The following is a 16,848-nucleotide window of genomic DNA, read 5'->3' on the forward strand; positions in this document are numbered from 1 at the left end:
GCATAGTCGCGTACAAAGTTAGGGTGTTGTCTCTTCGTTCCCGAGACAACACCCATTTTTATGCCCATTCATTAATATTCTTACTCGTTTCTGCGTAGATCTGCATAGTGTTCACTTGCTGTTGTTGGGCAAGGTGATTAACTGTCATCGCTCTCGCGTCTTCGTTATGGCTTAGGTAATAGGCCGTTGGCGCCGAAATCCCTTGGCTTGTTCCTGTCGCTATATTGGTCATGTCGGCAATCACTTGGTATTTCATCTTCGCGTGTTTCAATTCGACTAAGGTTTCTATGTTATCCCTCAGTGCTGGCATTTCTGCCGGTTTTTCAGCTGATTTTTGCGCATTCACCGCCAATTGTTTTGCATCGCGAGAAAGCGTTATTGTATCCGTTGACGCTGGTGCGCTGGTTTGAACGGCATTGTTAACCTGTGCAAATTCAGCGTTGGAGACATTTTTTTGTGGGCTGACAGACGGGGGAATGTCGCAGTGGTTGAATGTGCATCGTTTAACTCCAGCAGTTGGCACTAAGTTAGCCATCGTACGGTTTAAAAGCTGGACATGAGCTGAACCATGGAAAAGGTTTCGGGGATGCGGATGGTAAGACTCTGTGTGGCGGCGATTCGGTGATGGCAATGAGTCAGACTGGTAATGATCTGCGGTGCGGCAATAAAAAAGCCCGCTTAGGAAAACCATTAGCGGGCCGTAGACATCAGCACAAATCTTAAAACTTGATGTGAATATCTGTCGCTAAACTATTGGCGATAAAGCAATTTACATGTGCTTTTTCGTGAATTTTCTCAAGGGTTTCTTGGCTGACTTCAACCCCTTCAACGAAAATGACCTTAGGATTCAGCACCATCTTAGTGACGGCCAACTTGCCCGCTTCGTTTTTACCCAGCTCTGCAGTGGCATTGTCCACATAGGACGTCACAGGTAAGCGCTTAAGATGTGCAATCGCGAGAAAGGTTAACATATGGCATGAGGATAACGCCGCCAGCAGGCTTTCCTCTGGGTTTACATTCTGCCCATTGCCTTTATATTCCGGTGCCGACGAGGCTTGAATCGTCTGGCCGCTGCCAAATGTAATACTGTGGTCTCGACAAAATTCGCCTTCTTCGGCGGGCGAGGTTTGCCAGTTAACCGTTAAGTTAAAGCCCATTATTTTCTCCTATCTGAAGGACATCAGGGCACTATAGCCTAGCGGTGCGCACTTAGCCATGACCTGTGGCCCAGTGCGGCAGGAAGTTATAGATTAGTGCGGAGAAGTTATAGCCCAGCGCTCAGTAATAGACTGCTTGTGAGTACGCTGCCAGCCACGATACCAATCGGTAAATGGCGTGGACTGTAGCTTAACGTCAGTATGACCAGCATGGCCGCGAGGGAAATAATCCCCATAAACAAAATGCTACCGTAGGCCCAGCCTTGATCGCTCGCGCAGGCACTTAAGCTAAATGCCAGTAATAACCAAGCAAACAAGGTGAGCAAATGGCTCTGCCATTGTGCTGGTGGACGGTTAAACACATCCTTAAAATGCCCAAACTTAGCTAAGGCGAATAGGGCCAGTGAGAGATAACTTAAGCCTAAGATCCCAAGTACAGGGATAAATTCTGGCATCATGATTTGGCTTCCTCCAATGAAGACGACGAGGTAAGTTCGTTGGCTAGGGATGTTTGTGGCTCGCTGCGGCGTGCTTTATTCGCCTTGGAATTCGGCGCATTGAATGCGGGTCTTGCTGGGCGCTTGGCAGGGGCTTTAGCAATTAAAGTTAATCTTTTGCTGGCAAATAGCATAGCGCCGCCAAGTAGAATGGCGAGCACGTCAAATCCGACTAAAGGCCATTGATGGGATTGGATATTATCGATGAGATTACTCGGCGATGTGAAGGCATTGAGCACGGGCAGTGCACAGCACAAACTGCCTGTGATTATCAATGCTGCTTGCCACTGGCGACGTGAACGGCCAAAGAAAGCCCACACTCCCATTGCCGCTAACGCGATAAAGAAGCTGTGAACTTCCCATTCGGAGCGGCCTGCAAAACTTGTCGATAGCAGACGATTTGCGTAAAAGAAGCTCACAGCGCCTAAGGGTAATCCTAAGATAAACATGAAGTTTAACCCTTCGACGAGACGTAATCCTAAGCTTGGTTTCTCGCCTTTATCTATGGCTTTCTGTTGTTTTTGACGTAGGCGAATGGCCCACATCAAAGTGCCTGTTGCGACCATAGCGCAACCCAATAAGCCGCAGAAAAAGAACAATATGCGTAATAGTGGGGCGGCAAAACGCGCCGTGTGTAGCGACATCATAGTGTCGTAAGTAGCGGATGCTCCCGAGGCTTCATGCGGGCTGGCATACTTAAGCTCACCATTGACCCCGTTAAATATCAAAATGTTGGCCTCATCGGTCACATCTTTACCTGTGTTTTGGTAAAAGGTCACTTGGCTATTTTGATCGTTAGGGTATGACACTATCACTTGCTTAATTGGCGCATCGCCCCAAGCGGCTTGCACCTGCGGCAGTAATTGACTCAACTGTACCTGTGGCGCGCTAATCCCCGTGGCTTTCTCGGTTTGTCTGGCTGGATTAAGTTCTTTTAAAAAGGCTTGGTTGTCACCCGAATAGGCGGTATCCACCGTCCACGGAATATAGATCAACATCAGGGTGATAAGCCCGGTATAAGTGATCATCAGATGGTAGGGCAGGGCGATGACAGAGCTCACATTGTGCGCATCTAACCAAGAGCGGGCGCCCTTGTCGCGTCTAAAGCTGAACATATCCTTGAAGATCCGCTTGTGGATCACTATGCCGCTGATAAGGGCGATCAGCATAAACATAGTACAAACACCGACGATATATCGAGCCGTAATTGCGGACATATAATGCAAGTCAAAATGCAGACGATAGAAGAAATCGCCGCCGCGACTTGCGCGCACTTCTGAGATAATGCCGCTGCCATCGGCGAGGGCGACATGTTCTTCAGTCTTGCCGCGACGTTGACCTTTTTCTGGTGGCAATTGCCAACTCACACTTTGAAAGGGCTTACGTTCGGTCGGAAAACCTATCATCCAGCGCTGCGCCGATTCGGGCGAATGCGCTGCGATATAATCTTGGCCTTTATCCAGCTGATTTGCGAGCGTATCGGCTTGATAGTCTTGATAAACCCCTTGGTGTAATTCGGGTTCGTTCCAAAGGCTGATTTCATGGCGGAAATAGCTCAAGCTACCCGCAAAAAAGATCAACAATAACACCCAGCACACGAGCAAGCCTGCCCAAGTATGTAGCCAAGATAAGGTTCTAAAAAATGTCTCTTTCATCTTACTGTCCACACACCTGAAGCAAACCAAAACATAACAAACTCACTAGGCCTAGATCTCGCCATGCATGCCAGGTTTTACGTACACAAAAGGCGTAAATAATGGCGATGGCATAAAACAGAAAAGCCAACATATTGGCCGTTATTGTGCTTTCGAAGCGGGGCATTGGTAGCACGACTGTCAGCAGGCAAGCCAAGGTAGCTGCCGCAATATAACCCGCCAGCAGTGCGGCGCTCGCGCGGGCAAAGACTTTGAAGGCAAACTGCGATTGCTCTTGCTTAAACCATCGCGCAATTTGCACAATCCCCCGTGAAATCAGTGAGAAAGAGCGCGTTTGCACTGCAGATGATTGCGTTGACGTTTCAAACGCGGGTGTATTAGACATAAGTGCCACTTCTCATTTCGAGCCAATATGGGTCCGTTATGGCTATCCGTTACGGTTAATTCTGCAAAGTGTGCTTGAGCTTTCTGGTTTAACGGCAGAAGACTCGGCTTAACGGTGAATGCATTTCTATTAACAGGGGATAGCTAACCGCGAGAAGTATAACTTAGTTAATTCAAATGATAAACGATATCATTTAGATTTGAATGTAAATATGTGATCTTGGACTAACGGAGGTGCAGATTGTTACTAGGTTGTGTTTTTGTATTTTTTTAGCTTTGAATATAAATCTTTTAAATCAAAGGCTAAAAATTTATGGTTAATATATTGTGAATGATAAGTTATGAATACGTATGCATCCCATTGAGGCGAAAAACGCTACACCGTTAGTATGACACTTTGATTGCCCTATGTTTCTTGGATTGATGTGGTGAATAGAACATCGGGTTAAAACAAGTCGTTATGACATAGGGGAATGCCAAATGCGTCATTGTAAACTCAGCGTCTTGACCATGGCTCTCGCGACAGCAGGCTTTAGTGTGGTGTATACACCGCAGTTAGCCTTTGCAGCAGAGACTACGCCAACTCAACAGGAGGCCAAACAAGCTCAAGACGACAATATAAAAAACGATACCAACACGAATACCAAGAGTGTCGAAACCAACAAAAAAGCCAGCGATGAAGCGGCAAATATCGAACGTATTGAGGTTAAAGGTTACAGCAAAAGTCTGATTGATTCCCTCGATGCTAAGCGTTACGGCGACACAGTTTCAGAGCAATTATCGGCAGATGATCTTGGCGCCTTACCCGATGTATCAATGGCGGATGCGCTGACCCGCTTACCCGGTATTTCAGCGGTACGTACCGGTGGACAAGCGGCGGAAATTAACATTCGTGGTATGTCTGGCGGTTTTGTTTTTTCAACCTTAAATGGCCGTGAACAGGTATCGACGAGTGGTACTCGCAGTATCGAGTTCGATCAATACCCGTCTGAACTGATTTCATCCGCCGCTGTGTACAAATCCCCTAAAGCCTCACTCATTGAAGGGGGCGTTGCAGGCACAGTTGAACTGCAAACAGTCAGCCCACTGCAATCCGATAAAGACCATAGTTTTCTGGTCAATGCCCGTGGTATGTACAACGACAGAGCTAGTGAAGTGTATGGTGCTGACGAGTATGGCCACAGATTGAGTATGTCTTATCAGGGTAAGTTCTTCGACGATACCTTAGGCGTGGCGTTAGGTTATGCCCGTCTAAAACAACCCAGTGTTGCGACCCAATTTATCGGTTTGGCTTATAACGACAGCAAAGAAGTTGATGGACTGGCTAATGATACCAACGGTCCAATTGATGCCCCTGCGAATGAGTACATCAGCGAGGGTTTTGAGCTACAGCACCTTGGTGGCGTTGAAATTCGTAACGGTTATATGGGCGCGATTGAGTGGGCGCCTAGGGATAATTTTAAGCTCAAGGCCGATGCATTTTTATCACGTTTCGATAGCGAATCGTTTGCCCGAGGATTCAGGGTTAAGTTTGGTGGTTCAGGCGCTGCAATTGCCAACCCTGTACTCGATGGCAATTCTGTTATTGGCGGAACCTTTAATCGCACCTCAAAGAGCTATACCCGAGTTGAGACTGTCAACGATGATAATCAAGATTTTGATGAAGTGAATAGCTTTGGTTTAAATGCTGACTGGCAAGTGACAGACAGACTGAATATCGCCGCCGATATTTCCTACTCCTCAGCCAAAAGCAACTTCAGGAATGGCCTGCTATGGGCGAACGTTGCCGTTGATGCTAATGCCGACACCCCAGTTTTCGATGATAATGTCTCGATTAGTTATCAACTTAACGGGCTTAATCTGCCCGATGTGGGCTTTAATCAAGCCGATGCTTTCACCGATCTGGATCGAGTAATGGTGAGTAAGTACGGTATCTATCCCTATGAGAATGAAGATGCAGTAAAGGCTTATCGCCTTGATTTTAAATACGACCTTGAGAATGATTACATTAGCTCAGTGGAGTTTGGTGTACGTTACTCGGACCGCAATTACTCCAATCGCCGCTCGGTATTTGAATATGGCAATGATGGCGCTTTCTCTAGCGCTGAGCCACCACTCAAGCTGACGTCTGATATGGCTTCGGTCGTCGATTGGCAGGGTGAGTTCAGTTATTTTCCCTCTTATCTCGCCATTGATCTCGACGCTGCGCTAGCGGCTTGGTTTCCTGAGGGTATCCCACAGCCAGTACAAACCTGGGGTAATGCCGATGGTGTCCTCGATGCTAAGGGCTATACCACTAACTATTCTTGGACCGTATTGCAAAGTGGGGAGGTGTTCGAAAAGGTGTTTGCGGCTTATGCCATGGTTAATTTTGATACCGAGATTGGTGGTATTCCAGTCACAGGAAATCTCGGTTTACGCCGTGTTGAAACAGACCAATCTGCAACTGTCTTAGAGAATGTCGGTGCACATCCCGAGCTTGGCGCTCAGTACATTGTCGATGATTTAGGCATAGTAAATAACTACTATGCACCTAAAATTAAAGGGATAGATTATGTTGATTATCTACCGTCCCTTAACCTTAGTTTTAAGATCACTGAAGATTCTCAAATCCGTTTAGCTGCCGCTAAAGTAATGTCGCGTCCGCCCATTAACCGCTTGGCGGGAGATGCGAGCGCCACGGCTAATAGCGATGGGGTCATCAATGGTTCCAGTACTAATAACCCTTATTTAAAACCTTTCTATGCGGATCAATATGATATTTCCTACGAGAAATACTTTGATGAAGGCGCCTTTGTCGCAGCGCTATTCTACAAAAATATTGATTCTTTTATTGATACTGTGGCTATCACCAATTTCGATTTTAAGGGGAATGGCTTCAACGTGCCGGATTACATCGTCGATCCTGTTACTGGGGTGCAAACCTCAACAAGTAATGGCACTTACACTACTGCAATGAATAATGCTGAGGGTGGATACATTCGCGGTTTAGAGTTGGCTTATACCCAAGTGTTTGCTTCCTTGCCCGATTTATTTTCCGGTTTAGGTTTTAATGCCAGTTATTCTTATACCGAGAGTGAGGTGCAGTCCATTACCAGCCTAGGCGGTGATAGTGCGACTCAATCTTTACCTGGGTTATCGAATAATGTGTTCAGTGCCACCTTGTTTTATGGCTATGAGGGCTTTGAAACCCGTATCAGCGCTCGTTACCGTGATGCTTTTGTCTCTGAACAGGTGGCTATTAACGATCAAGTGGTGAACTTCGATTCCGAAACCGTGATGGACTATCAAGCCTCCTACCAAGTAACGGACGGTTTAAACGTACTGTTCCAAGTCAATAACCTCACAGATGAACCGACTAAGAGTTACTTTGGCACCGAGCAGAAAACCGGCACCTTACAGTACTTTGGCCGCGAATTTTTCTTGGGGTTCACCTATGCCATGTAATCCATTGCATCAGTTAGTGTGCTTAAACGCACAGAGCCTAAATCCATTACATGTTGCGCCATTTAGCTTCACGGCGTCTTAATTCGCAAATTGGGAGAAACCACTCATGTTGAGTATCTCTAATCTTATTAAACTGTCGGCCTTAGCTCTGAGTATGACCTTACTCTCGGCCTGTGGCGGCAGTGATTCATCTGAACCGGGTAAAGTGCTATTAACTTGCGATGTGCCTATGGTGCCCGATGCCACGGGCACAAGCTGCGTTGCACCAACGCCTATCAGTTGTAAGGCGCCTAAATTCCCTGATCCTAAAAACGAGAGTTGTATAAACGGTTTAGATCCCTCGTTACCCGTGCCAAGCGTATTCCCGCAAGCCAATCAAGCAGTGCTTTACTACAATCGCATTAAAGATAAAAACAATACGGCGAGTAACGCTGAATATCCTAAGTACAAATTACATACTTGGAACGATGAAAAGTGTGATGCCTATGCCGCTCCTTTTGATACCAGCGACTGGAGCAACGGCCATCCCTTCGATGGTATTGACCCTAATTATGGCGCCTATTGGATCCTTAATCTGAAGGAAGGTTATGGTGCCTGCGGCAACTTTATTGTGCATGCCGGTACGGATGATGCGGGTAAAGCCTTAGGTAAAAACAACTTAACCATGTCCCTGGTACAGGACGATGCGACCTATGTTCGCGTGAATTTCACCATTCACGGTGAGTCGGATGTGTATGAGTATCCGATTCTAGAGACAGGTTTCTCTATTTCAGGTATGAGTGCCCACTGGTTAGATCGCAATACCTTTGTGTGGAATCAAGATCCACAGGGGGTGACAAGCGTGAAATTGCATTATTCAGCTAAGGCTGATATCGCCGCCGATGATAATAATGTGATCAGTGGCACTCAAGTGACCTTAACGCCCGCGACCTTAAGCGATGCACAAAAAGCGTTATCGCCAGTGCTGGCAGATTGGCCTGCTTATACTGCTAATTTTACTGCGGATGAAGCCAAAGCCATTGCAAAAGATCAATTAGTATTAGTCGCTTACGATGCCGATGACAAACCTGTTGGCGCAACCTATGTGCAAGCGGCTAAGGTGCTTGATGATCTTTACACACAGGGCGACCAAGATGCTGATGAGGCTACGCTCGGTGTGGTTTACGATGGGGCGAACATTATTGCTTCAGTGTGGGCACCGACGGCCCAAGACGTAAAACTGAAAGTCTATGATGCCAATAAAACACTTAAAAGCACTGAGAATATGACCTTAGATAGCCTCACTGGTATCTGGTCCTATCGCGGTGATGCTAGCCTTAATCGCCTCTATTATCGTTATGTGCTCAATGTGTACCATCCAACGACTAAAAAACTTGAGTCGTTAGAAAGCACTGACCCTTATTCTTTAAATGTGTCGAGTAACGGTCGTTTCAGCCAGTTCATTAATTTGGATGATGCGGACCTTAAACCTGACGGCTGGGATAACCAAACCGTTGCTGCGATTGCTCACCCAGAAGATGCGGTGATCTACGAGGGGCATATTCGAGACTTTAGTATTCGAGATCAGAGTACAAGTGCCGCCCATCGTGGTAAATATTTGGCCTTTACCGAGCAAGGCTCTGCGCCAGTCGAACATCTTAAAAAGCTGGTTGATAATGGCTTAACTCATTTCCATGTGTTGCCCGCCACCGATATGGCAACAGTCAATGAAAATGCCAGTGAACGCATCGAAATGACCGACACATTGGCCAAGTTATGCAGCAAAATCAATGATGCGGCCGATGCTTGTAAAACCCAAAACAAGTCAGCAACTATAGAGAGTATTCTGGCGAATAGCTTACCCGGCTCAAGTGATGCGCAGGCATTAGTGGATGCTATGCGTGGTTTAGATGGCTTTAACTGGGGTTACGATCCGCAGCATTTTTTTGCACCTGAAGGCAGTTATGCCACAGTGGCTGATGGTACGGCGCGAGTGCTTGAACTGCGCGAAATGAACCAAGCCTTGCATAATATTGGCCTCAGAGTCGTATTGGATGTTGTGTATAACCACACGAGCGCTTCTGGCGTGAATGCTAACGCTGTGCTTGATAAGGTCGTTCCTGGTTATTACCACAGATATGACCCTGTATCTGGCGCGATGGAACAGTCAACCTGTTGTGAAAATACCGCCACTGAACATCGAATGATGGGCAAACTCGTCACTGATTCTTTAGTTTTGCTTGCCAAAGAATATGGCTATGACGGCTTCCGTTTTGATGTGATGGGGCACATGCCTAAGCAAGGTATTCTCGATGCGAGAACCGCTGTTCAGGCCGTCGATCCAGACACTTACTTCTACGGTGAAGGATGGAACTTTGGTGAAGTTGCCGATAATCGTTTATTCGAACAGGCAACACAAGCCAATATGGCAGGCTCCGAAGTGGGCACCTTTAATGACAGAATACGCGAGGCGGTGCGTGGTGGCGCATTGTTTGCGACTGAAGCAAAGGATGACTACCTGCGGGATCAAGATACCCTACGCTTATCATTGGCGGGTAACTTACAAAACTATGTACTCAAAGACTTTAATGGCAATTCGGCTAAGGGCAGTAGCTTTAGCTGGAACTCACAACCGAGTGCTTACGCTCTCGATCCTGCCGACAGTATTAACTATGTTTCTAAGCACGATAACGAAACCCTGTGGGATATCCTGCAATATAAACATGCCATTGGTTTGAGTATTGAAAATCGTGTGCGAGTCCAAAACATGGCCGCCAGTATTCCACTCTTGAGCCAAGGGGTGCCGTTCCTGCAAATGGGCGGTGATTTACTGCGCTCAAAATCGATGGACAGAAACAGTTATGACTCGGGTGACTGGTTTAACTATGTCGACTTTACCTACAACACCAATAACTGGAATGTAGGTTTACCACTCGCGCAGGATAACAGCAGCAAATGGACGCAGATTTCGGGTATTTCTGCTAACCCAAATGCGGCGGCTTCCATGTCGGATATCGAATTGGCCTCGGGGGTATTTAACGAGTTTTTACGTATCCGCCATCAGAGCCCATTATTCCGCCTGACCGATGAGCAGACCATTATTGAGCGTGTGGGATTCCATAACGTCGGTAAGCGTCAGCAACAGGGTGTCATCGTAATGAGTCTGGACGACGGCGTTGGTCTTAGCGATCTCGACCCGGCAGTCGATGCCATCGTCGTGATGATCAACGGCAGCGCAGCTGAACAGTCTCACACAGTGCCGACTGCAGCAGGCTTTAGCTTACACGAAGTACAAGCAAACTCTGTTGATGCCAAAATCCGCGGCGCAAGCTTTAGTGAGGGTGCGAATGAAGGCACATTTACGGTTCCGGCCTACAGCACGGCTGTGTTTGTTAAAAAACAAAGCGGTGCGCAGGGCGTGGGTCTCTCGGCAAATGCCACCGTTGGTGCACCCGATGTTGTGCCCTATGGCAGTACCGATGTATTTGTCCGTGGCGGCATGAATGGCTGGGGTGAGGTCGATAAATTCGCCTACGTCGGCGCTGGCGAATACCGTATTGCCATCAAACTGAATGCCGGTGACTATGATTTCAAAATTGCCTCGGCAGACTGGAATACCGTTGATTTTGGTGCCATAAGTGCTGATGTCGCGCAAGTTGATGAAGGCGTGGCCGAAGCGCTAGCAGCGAAGGGCGGGAATTTGCATTTTTCCGCGGGGATAACGGCAACCTATGTGTTCTCCCTTGATGCATCGGATAAGGACCATCCCGTATTAAGCGTTTATAACGAAGAGCCATTTGTAGGAACGCCAGTGTATCTGCGTGGTGATATGAATGGTTGGGGGACTGATAACGAAGTCAAGTATATGGGCGGTGGGATATATCGCGTTGATCTCGCCATCACGGCAGGTACTAAAGGCTTTAAACTCGCGTCCAGTGATTGGTCTACCGTAGATTATGGTACCGGTGAGGCCGATGGTGTCGTCGTGCTCAATCAAGAGAAATTGCTGGCGGTCAAAGGCGGCAATATGAGCATCACCTTCGACAGCGATGATACCTACAGCTTTGTGTTTGATGCGTCAAATCGTAATGAACCTAAACTCAGCGTGTATAAAACGGCGATGTTTGGTGCGAACACGGTTTACATTCGTGGCGGCATGAATGGCTGGGGCACAGTGGACACGTTAGCCTATCAAGGCGCTTCGGTTTACAGTGTCGATATCGCGTTAATCGCAGGTGATAACGAGTTCAAAATTGCTTCATCAGATTGGTCTAGTGTCGATTTTGGTGCTGTGGTGGGGGATGAGGCTGTGACGCTTGATGGGTTAAAAGTCTTGGCTTCAAAGGGGGCAAATATGCATTTTAATGCGCCAGTGGATGCAACTTATCGCTTTACTGTGACGGGCCCCGATCCTAAATCGCCAACCTTAACTGTGACTCAAGTTAATTAGGCTAACGCAGCGAGCCGCGGTTAACTCACCATGGATTCGCTGTGAATTTAAAACCACCTTAAGTGCGAACTTAAGGTGTTTTTTTTATTCCCCTGAACTGGAGGGTTACAAATATTTAGCCGATACAGAGGCAAGGCTTAAAACTGTGAGCGAAACAAGATATGGATTTTCTGACTTGCTGGCTTTGTCACAATTGTTTGTTTTTATTTGCTTAGGTGTGTCTAGTGGTTACTGCTTGTTTAGCGTTAGGTTAATTTTTATGCTGCCAATGTGAGCTTTATCAATTTTGATGTACTGAGGTTTTGGCAGAATGCTCGTTATCTTTTTTACCGAGACCTAGCCTGATAACCCTATGCATAAAAATTCTAAGAATGGTGAAACACACCTGTCAGATAATGCGATTTTACTATCCACGACGGATTTGAAGGGAAACATCAAATATGTGAATCAGACTTTTTCGCAGATCAGCGAGTTTAGCGCTGCTGAGTTGCAAGGGAATCCCCATAACATAGTGCGTCATCAAGATATGCCAGCGGCTGCGTTTAAGATCCTTTGGGAGCGAATTAAGCAGGGTAAACCTTGGATGGGGATCGTTAAAAATCGCACTAAAAATGGCGGTTATTACTGGGTAAATGCCTATGTCGCCCCTGTGTATGAAGACGGTAAAATTCACGAATATCAATCTGTTCGCCGCCAAGCCACTCCAGAGCAGATCAAAGCCGCCGAGAGTATTTACAGCGATATTAATCAGGGTAAGCAACCTAAGGTATTGCGCAAAGACAGGTTAGGTTTCAGTGGCAAGATACTGCTGGCCATGCTGATGTCGATTATGACTACGGCAATGATTGCCAGTTATTCTCCCATTGTTGCTGCGATTGCGGGGATGACGGTAGCGTGTCTAGCATGGTATTTCCTGATGCAGCCGCTGCAAAAGCTCGTGTCTATGGCAACAAACATTATTGACGATCCTGTGGCGACGGGCGTGTATACCGGCCGCCAAGATGAGATTGGTAAATTGGACCTCGCCCTGCGCTTTTTGATCACCGAAATTGGTGGCGTTGTCGGCCGTATGGCGGATTCGGCCAGTGAAATCCAATCTCAGAGTGTCAGCCTTAAACAAACCATTACCAACACTTGGGAACATGCCGATAGTCAGAGCGAACAAACAACGCAGGCTGCAACGGCGATGGAGCAGATGAGCGCCAGTTTTGCCGAAGTGACGGGCAACATTCATCGTACTGCTTCTGAAATGGTGTCGAGCCATGAGGCGGCGCAACGCGGTCATTCACGTTTAGAAACAGTGATAGAGGCGATACATCAGTTGAGTGTGCAAGTGAGCCACTTTTCCGATGTGGTTCAAACGATTGAAGAAGATAGCCGTGCAATTCATCAAGTGCTTGAAGTGATACGTGCCATCGCTGACCAAACCAACTTGCTGGCTTTAAATGCGGCTATAGAAGCGGCGCGGGCAGGGGATAGTGGTCGCGGTTTTGCCGTGGTGGCCGATGAGGTCAGACAGTTATCGAGTCGTACTAGCCAATCCACCTCGCAAATCGAGTTAATCGTTAGCCGTTTTAGGGAAAGCACCCAAAGGGCGACTTCGACTATGGTGGCGGGACAAGAGCAGGTTAAACGTTCGGTAGGCTTAGCGCAGGAAGCCAGTGTCGCTTTTGGCGAGCTGCTTTCATCCATAACAAGGATTAACTCCTTAAGTGATGATAATGCCGCGGCGATGACCCAGCAGACTTCTGTGGCCGCTGAAATTAGCCGTGCCATCCATGTGATCAGCGATTTGGCTCAACAGAGTTTAGAGCAGACGCTCGATGCGGCGGCGCGGGGCGATCAAGTGTCGCGTTTATCGACCAAAACGCATCATCTGTCCCAGCAGTTTTGGCAGCAGAGCGTGCAACGTAAATATTAAGCGTATTTACCTTATGTCGTATTGGATTTTGTGATTGATTTATTATTAATGCCTGTTTATAAATCAATCACTTAATCGCATTTTTCTGGCGGTTTTATTTTCAACTTCTTGATGGCGGTCACATTTAGGAGATGCTAATACCTGAGTTGATCGAAATATTTGCCAATTCCCCTTGTGTTTTATCCTGCATGCCCCAAGCTCTATTAGTGAAGCGAAAATAAAAGTAATGACATTAAAAGGGACAACCTATGAAAATAAATATTTCTGGTCACCACGTCGATGTTACTGATTCTATTAGAGAACATGTTAACGAAAAGTTTGCAAAAATCGCCACCCATTTCCCCTCTCTGATCGCGCTGGACATCATTATTGCGAAAGAGCATGGCGAGTATCAGGTTGAACTTCGTACCAATTATGAAGGCAGCCGCATTTCCGCTTCGGGTACCGATGAGGTTATGTACCCAGCTATCAAGGCCGCATCGAAAAAATTAGATGCAGCACTTAAGCACCGTAAAGGTCAGCTAAAAGCAGATTTACATGAAACCCCGAGCTGCACAACGCCAGCCATTGCCCATGAGATTATCCAAGAGATGGAGCTTCGTTAGGTTTTAGCCATTACTCATCGCCTTAGATGAGTACAAAAAGGGCCTTAACTGGCCCTTTTTGTTGGCTGCAATTTGAGTAAGTGTTAGCGCACTAGTGCGCCGAATAGCCGTTAATTTGAGCATGATGCGCGCCAGTGAGTATGCGAACAGCCCTTAGGATAAAGATGCCACTGAGCAGGCCATAGGTAGCGCTAGTGATGGCGATGAAAAGGTGGTTTTCTAAGATATTTGCCTGTGTCGCGAGTGTGTAAGCCACGGCATATTTAATGATAAAAATCCCTAAAATCAGCAGCAGCGGCAGCCAACTGCCTTTGATATGGTACAGACCCGCTTGGTAACTGACAGGCGTTTTAGGCAGCAGAGACCAAGCTAAACCCACCGTCAGTAGTAAACTGACTCCCCATAGCATAAGCGCTAATGGGCTATGTAGGCTCGAATTGAGTGATATCACAGACCATATCGTCATCACTGCTGGCATCAGTAATATGCGGCCTAAGCTGAGTTGACGATTCTTTGTCTGGCTCAGCCCTAAATAAATCAGTCCTGCGAGTAAAGCAAAGACCCACATTGGCGTGTGGCTGACTATCGTGCCGATGGCATTAGTAAGATTTTGCATTAGTGTTCCTTTCCTATGAATTCATGCAGTTTGGGTAAGATTGATTGCGGCCGTTGAGCACGGGCTTTGCTGTCGTCACTCTGAATGCTATTGGGTTAGATCAATGCCAGTTGTAAGCCCTTGAGTACAGCTTGGGTGCGGTCTCGGCAATCGAGTTTAGTGAGTATGTTAGAGACATGATTTTTCACTGTGCCCTCGGCTAAAAATACCGCATTGGCGATTTCCTTGTTGGAGAATCCGCCCGCCATAAAACTGAGGATTTCCCGCTCCCGTTCCGACAATAATTCATTTCTAGTTACCCCAACGCTAGGTGCAGGTTTAGGCTCACTCATCTGTTTGAGTACCGAAGGCTCTATCAAGTAGCCGCCTTTGGCGACGGTTTCGATGGCGTGCAGTAACTTGTCGAGTGACACGTCCTTGAGTAAAAAGCCGTTTGCTCCCGCCTGTAAACTATTGAGGAATAACTCACTGTCGTCGAAGGTGGTTAACATGATGACAGGTAAGCGATTGGCACTCTGACGTATCTGTTTGAGCATGGCGATGCCATCAAGATTTGGCATGCGAATATCACTGAGCAGCACATCGACAGGATTATTGGCGAGTTGGCTGAGTGCATCTTGGCCGTCTTCGGCCTGCCATAACACGCGAATGTTGTCGGAAATGGCGAGCAGGCTAGCGATACCTTGGCGAACCAATTGTTGATCTTCTACTAAGCCGACACTGATGATGTTGTTTTGCGTATCCATAGCGATTCCAAAGAGTTTTCAATAAAAAGTTAAGCGAGTGCTGGGAGGGTGAGGGTGAGTTGGCAGCCGGGCGCCGAGTCATTCGCCCTTAGCTGTACCTTGCCATTAAAGGGCTGCAGTCTTTCCTGCATGCCGCTAAGCCCTGTGCCGCTTTTAGCAGATGCGTTTCGCGCGGCTCCCCGTGTTAGCCCCACGCCGTTGTCGCTCAGTTGCAATACCAGTGCGTTTTGGGAGTCTTCCATGCTCAGTTGCAGTTGATTCGCCTTGCCGTGGCGCACGGCGTTGCTGATGCCTTCTTGCAGGACTAATAGCAGGGCTTGAGTCAGTTCGGCTGATTGCAGTGGTTTCATCGTCTTGCAGGTAAGATTGACGCTGGGTAAGCGGGTCATCAGCGCCTCTAAAGGTGGGACTAAATCCAATCCCACTTGCACTCTTTGAGCCCTGACGACGGCTCGAATACTTTCAAGTAACTCTTTGGCTAAGGATTTACTTTGGTTAACTTGAGGTTTGAGGTCTTCGGGTGCTTTATGGCTCAGTACTTCTAATTGCAGAGAGAGTGCTGTGAGCTGGTGGCCGAGAATGTCGTGCAAATCGCGGGAGATCCGCAATCTTTCTTGCTGTTCGCTGGCTTGACTAAGTAAGGCTCGGGTGGCGATAAGCTGTTGGTTTAGCTGTTCTTGTATCAAGCGTGATTTACGCTCGGAAAGCCTTGCTTGGCTGCTGCTGTAGGCAAAGAATTGAAAGCCAAGATAGATCAAAATATTGAACATATTGCTTTGTTCATGCAAATGCCATTGCAGCAGCACGTAATAAACCATGTTGGCTAACAGTAACTGCGAAATGGCTTGGCGGCGATTAAAAAACTCAGGCAATAGTGATGCCCAAATAACGAAGAGGATCGGCAGCAATGCATGGTTTACCGTGAGCAATAAGCTCAACACGATCAACGGCATTGCTAGTGTGGCAAGGCGACGAAACAGAATATTGTTATGCGCAACTTTATCGGTAGCTATCAGTATAAATTGCACTAAATACAGCCCATAAAGCGTGGCATTGAGCATGCCTTGCCATGTATGTAATGCGGCTTGGTTTATCCCAACCCAAGCCACTAATGCCCAAGTGAGCACTCCTGCGGCAATTAACATGTTCTCTTCTTTTTCTAATCGATTTTCTAGCACGAATGACGATTCCTTAATCCAATTCTGCCGACCATTCTAAGGTATCAGTGCCAGATGTCACTATGCCAAAAGTCATCTTGTTAAATTCTTGTTTCATGACTTTTGGCACCTGTTTTTAGTCCTGTGATTTTTTAAGCTAACTCCATCGCAGTTACTTATCAGCGCAAATAACAGGAGTAAGACATGAAACACGTGAACTTAACGATGACAACA

The 16,848-nt window shown here is 47.1% G+C and carries 11 protein-coding genes and 1 pseudogene; 4 read left to right on the top strand and 8 right to left on the bottom strand.

Annotation, left to right across the window (positions count from 1 at the left end; all coding sequences use genetic code 11):
- Nucleotides 1–58 precede the first annotated feature (58 nt).
- The 5 genes and pseudogenes from OX890_RS07925 to OX890_RS07945 form a co-directional block, all read right to left on the bottom strand.
- Nucleotides 59–500 (bottom strand): annotated as a pseudogene (locus OX890_RS07925) (hypothetical protein).
- 219 nt (nucleotides 501–719) lie between these two features.
- Nucleotides 720–1,157, bottom strand: a complete 438-nt coding sequence (locus OX890_RS07930) for an OsmC family protein (protein ID WP_259510178.1) — start codon at nucleotides 1,155–1,157, stop codon at nucleotides 720–722.
- 107 nt (nucleotides 1,158–1,264) lie between these two features.
- On the bottom strand, nucleotides 1,265–1,615 hold the full coding sequence (locus OX890_RS07935) for a DUF3325 domain-containing protein (protein WP_006080813.1): 351 nt from the start codon (nucleotides 1,613–1,615) through the stop codon (nucleotides 1,265–1,267).
- Complete coding sequence (locus OX890_RS07940; protein WP_268650388.1) at nucleotides 1,612–3,309, bottom strand: PepSY-associated TM helix domain-containing protein; 1,698 nt, start codon at nucleotides 3,307–3,309, stop codon at nucleotides 1,612–1,614. The genes OX890_RS07935 and OX890_RS07940 overlap by 4 nt, the downstream gene beginning before the upstream one ends.
- 1 nt (nucleotide 3,310) lies before the next feature.
- Nucleotides 3,311–3,694: a DUF3649 domain-containing protein gene (locus tag OX890_RS07945; protein ID WP_006085094.1), complete on the bottom strand. Its 384-nt coding sequence runs from the start codon at nucleotides 3,692–3,694 to the stop codon at nucleotides 3,311–3,313.
- Nucleotides 3,695–4,173: 479 nt separating this feature from the next.
- Here OX890_RS07945 and OX890_RS07950 point away from each other — a divergent pair, with 479 nt between their 5' ends.
- From OX890_RS07950 to hpf, 4 genes are all read left to right on the top strand, one after another.
- On the top strand, nucleotides 4,174–7,140 hold the full coding sequence (locus OX890_RS07950; protein WP_126491417.1) for a TonB-dependent receptor: 2,967 nt from the start codon (nucleotides 4,174–4,176) through the stop codon (nucleotides 7,138–7,140).
- A 106-nt stretch (nucleotides 7,141–7,246) separates the two neighbouring features.
- Nucleotides 7,247–11,569 (top strand): alpha-1,6-glucosidase domain-containing protein, encoded by a 4,323-nt coding sequence (locus OX890_RS07955; RefSeq protein WP_126491418.1) that lies wholly within the window; start codon nucleotides 7,247–7,249, stop codon nucleotides 11,567–11,569.
- A gap of 352 nt (nucleotides 11,570–11,921) precedes the next feature.
- The gene (locus tag OX890_RS07960; RefSeq protein WP_126491419.1) at nucleotides 11,922–13,490 is read left to right on the top strand and encodes a methyl-accepting chemotaxis protein; all 1,569 of its coding nucleotides are present in this window, start codon (nucleotides 11,922–11,924) and stop codon (nucleotides 13,488–13,490) included.
- Nucleotides 13,491–13,738: 248 nt separating this feature from the next.
- Nucleotides 13,739–14,095, top strand: a complete 357-nt coding sequence (hpf, locus tag OX890_RS07965) for a ribosome hibernation-promoting factor, HPF/YfiA family (RefSeq protein WP_006085098.1) — start codon at nucleotides 13,739–13,741, stop codon at nucleotides 14,093–14,095.
- Nucleotides 14,096–14,186: 91 nt separating this feature from the next.
- On the opposite strand, the gene OX890_RS07970 is transcribed toward hpf, so the two are convergent.
- The 3 genes from OX890_RS07970 to OX890_RS07980 all read right to left on the bottom strand — a co-directional run bounded on the left by OX890_RS07970 (nucleotide 14,187) and on the right by OX890_RS07980 (nucleotide 16,635).
- Nucleotides 14,187–14,711: a DUF6622 family protein gene (locus OX890_RS07970; protein WP_011846191.1), complete on the bottom strand. Its 525-nt coding sequence runs from the start codon at nucleotides 14,709–14,711 to the stop codon at nucleotides 14,187–14,189.
- A gap of 95 nt (nucleotides 14,712–14,806) precedes the next feature.
- Nucleotides 14,807–15,457: a response regulator transcription factor gene (locus OX890_RS07975; RefSeq protein ID WP_126491421.1), complete on the bottom strand. Its 651-nt coding sequence runs from the start codon at nucleotides 15,455–15,457 to the stop codon at nucleotides 14,807–14,809.
- Between the two features lie 29 nt (nucleotides 15,458–15,486).
- The gene (locus OX890_RS07980) at nucleotides 15,487–16,635 is read right to left on the bottom strand and encodes a sensor histidine kinase (RefSeq protein ID WP_126491422.1); all 1,149 of its coding nucleotides are present in this window, start codon (nucleotides 16,633–16,635) and stop codon (nucleotides 15,487–15,489) included.
- Nucleotides 16,636–16,848: the final 213 nt, after the last annotated feature.

The sequence above is a fragment of the Shewanella sp. DAU305 genome, assembly GCF_026802235.1.
Classification (GTDB): Bacteria; Pseudomonadota; Gammaproteobacteria; order Enterobacterales; family Shewanellaceae; genus Shewanella; species Shewanella baltica.

Excerpts from the sequence above, each read along its gene's own strand:
- OX890_RS07930 (WP_259510178.1), bottom strand. The coding sequence starts at position 1,157 with ATGGGCTTTAACTTAACGGTTAACTGGCAAACCTCGCCCGCCGAAGAA.
- OX890_RS07935 (WP_006080813.1), bottom strand. The coding sequence starts at position 1,615 with ATGATGCCAGAATTTATCCCTGTACTTGGGATCTTAGGCTTAAGTTAT.
- OX890_RS07940 (WP_268650388.1), bottom strand. The coding sequence starts at position 3,309 with ATGAAAGAGACATTTTTTAGAACCTTATCTTGGCTACATACTTGGGCA.
- OX890_RS07945 (WP_006085094.1), bottom strand. The coding sequence starts at position 3,694 with ATGTCTAATACACCCGCGTTTGAAACGTCAACGCAATCATCTGCAGTG.
- OX890_RS07950 (WP_126491417.1), top strand. The coding sequence starts at position 4,174 with ATGCGTCATTGTAAACTCAGCGTCTTGACCATGGCTCTCGCGACAGCA.
- OX890_RS07955 (WP_126491418.1), top strand. The coding sequence starts at position 7,247 with ATGTTGAGTATCTCTAATCTTATTAAACTGTCGGCCTTAGCTCTGAGT.
- OX890_RS07960 (WP_126491419.1), top strand. The coding sequence starts at position 11,922 with ATGCATAAAAATTCTAAGAATGGTGAAACACACCTGTCAGATAATGCG.
- hpf (WP_006085098.1), top strand. The coding sequence starts at position 13,739 with ATGAAAATAAATATTTCTGGTCACCACGTCGATGTTACTGATTCTATT.
- OX890_RS07970 (WP_011846191.1), bottom strand. The coding sequence starts at position 14,711 with ATGCAAAATCTTACTAATGCCATCGGCACGATAGTCAGCCACACGCCA.
- OX890_RS07975 (WP_126491421.1), bottom strand. The coding sequence starts at position 15,457 with ATGGATACGCAAAACAACATCATCAGTGTCGGCTTAGTAGAAGATCAA.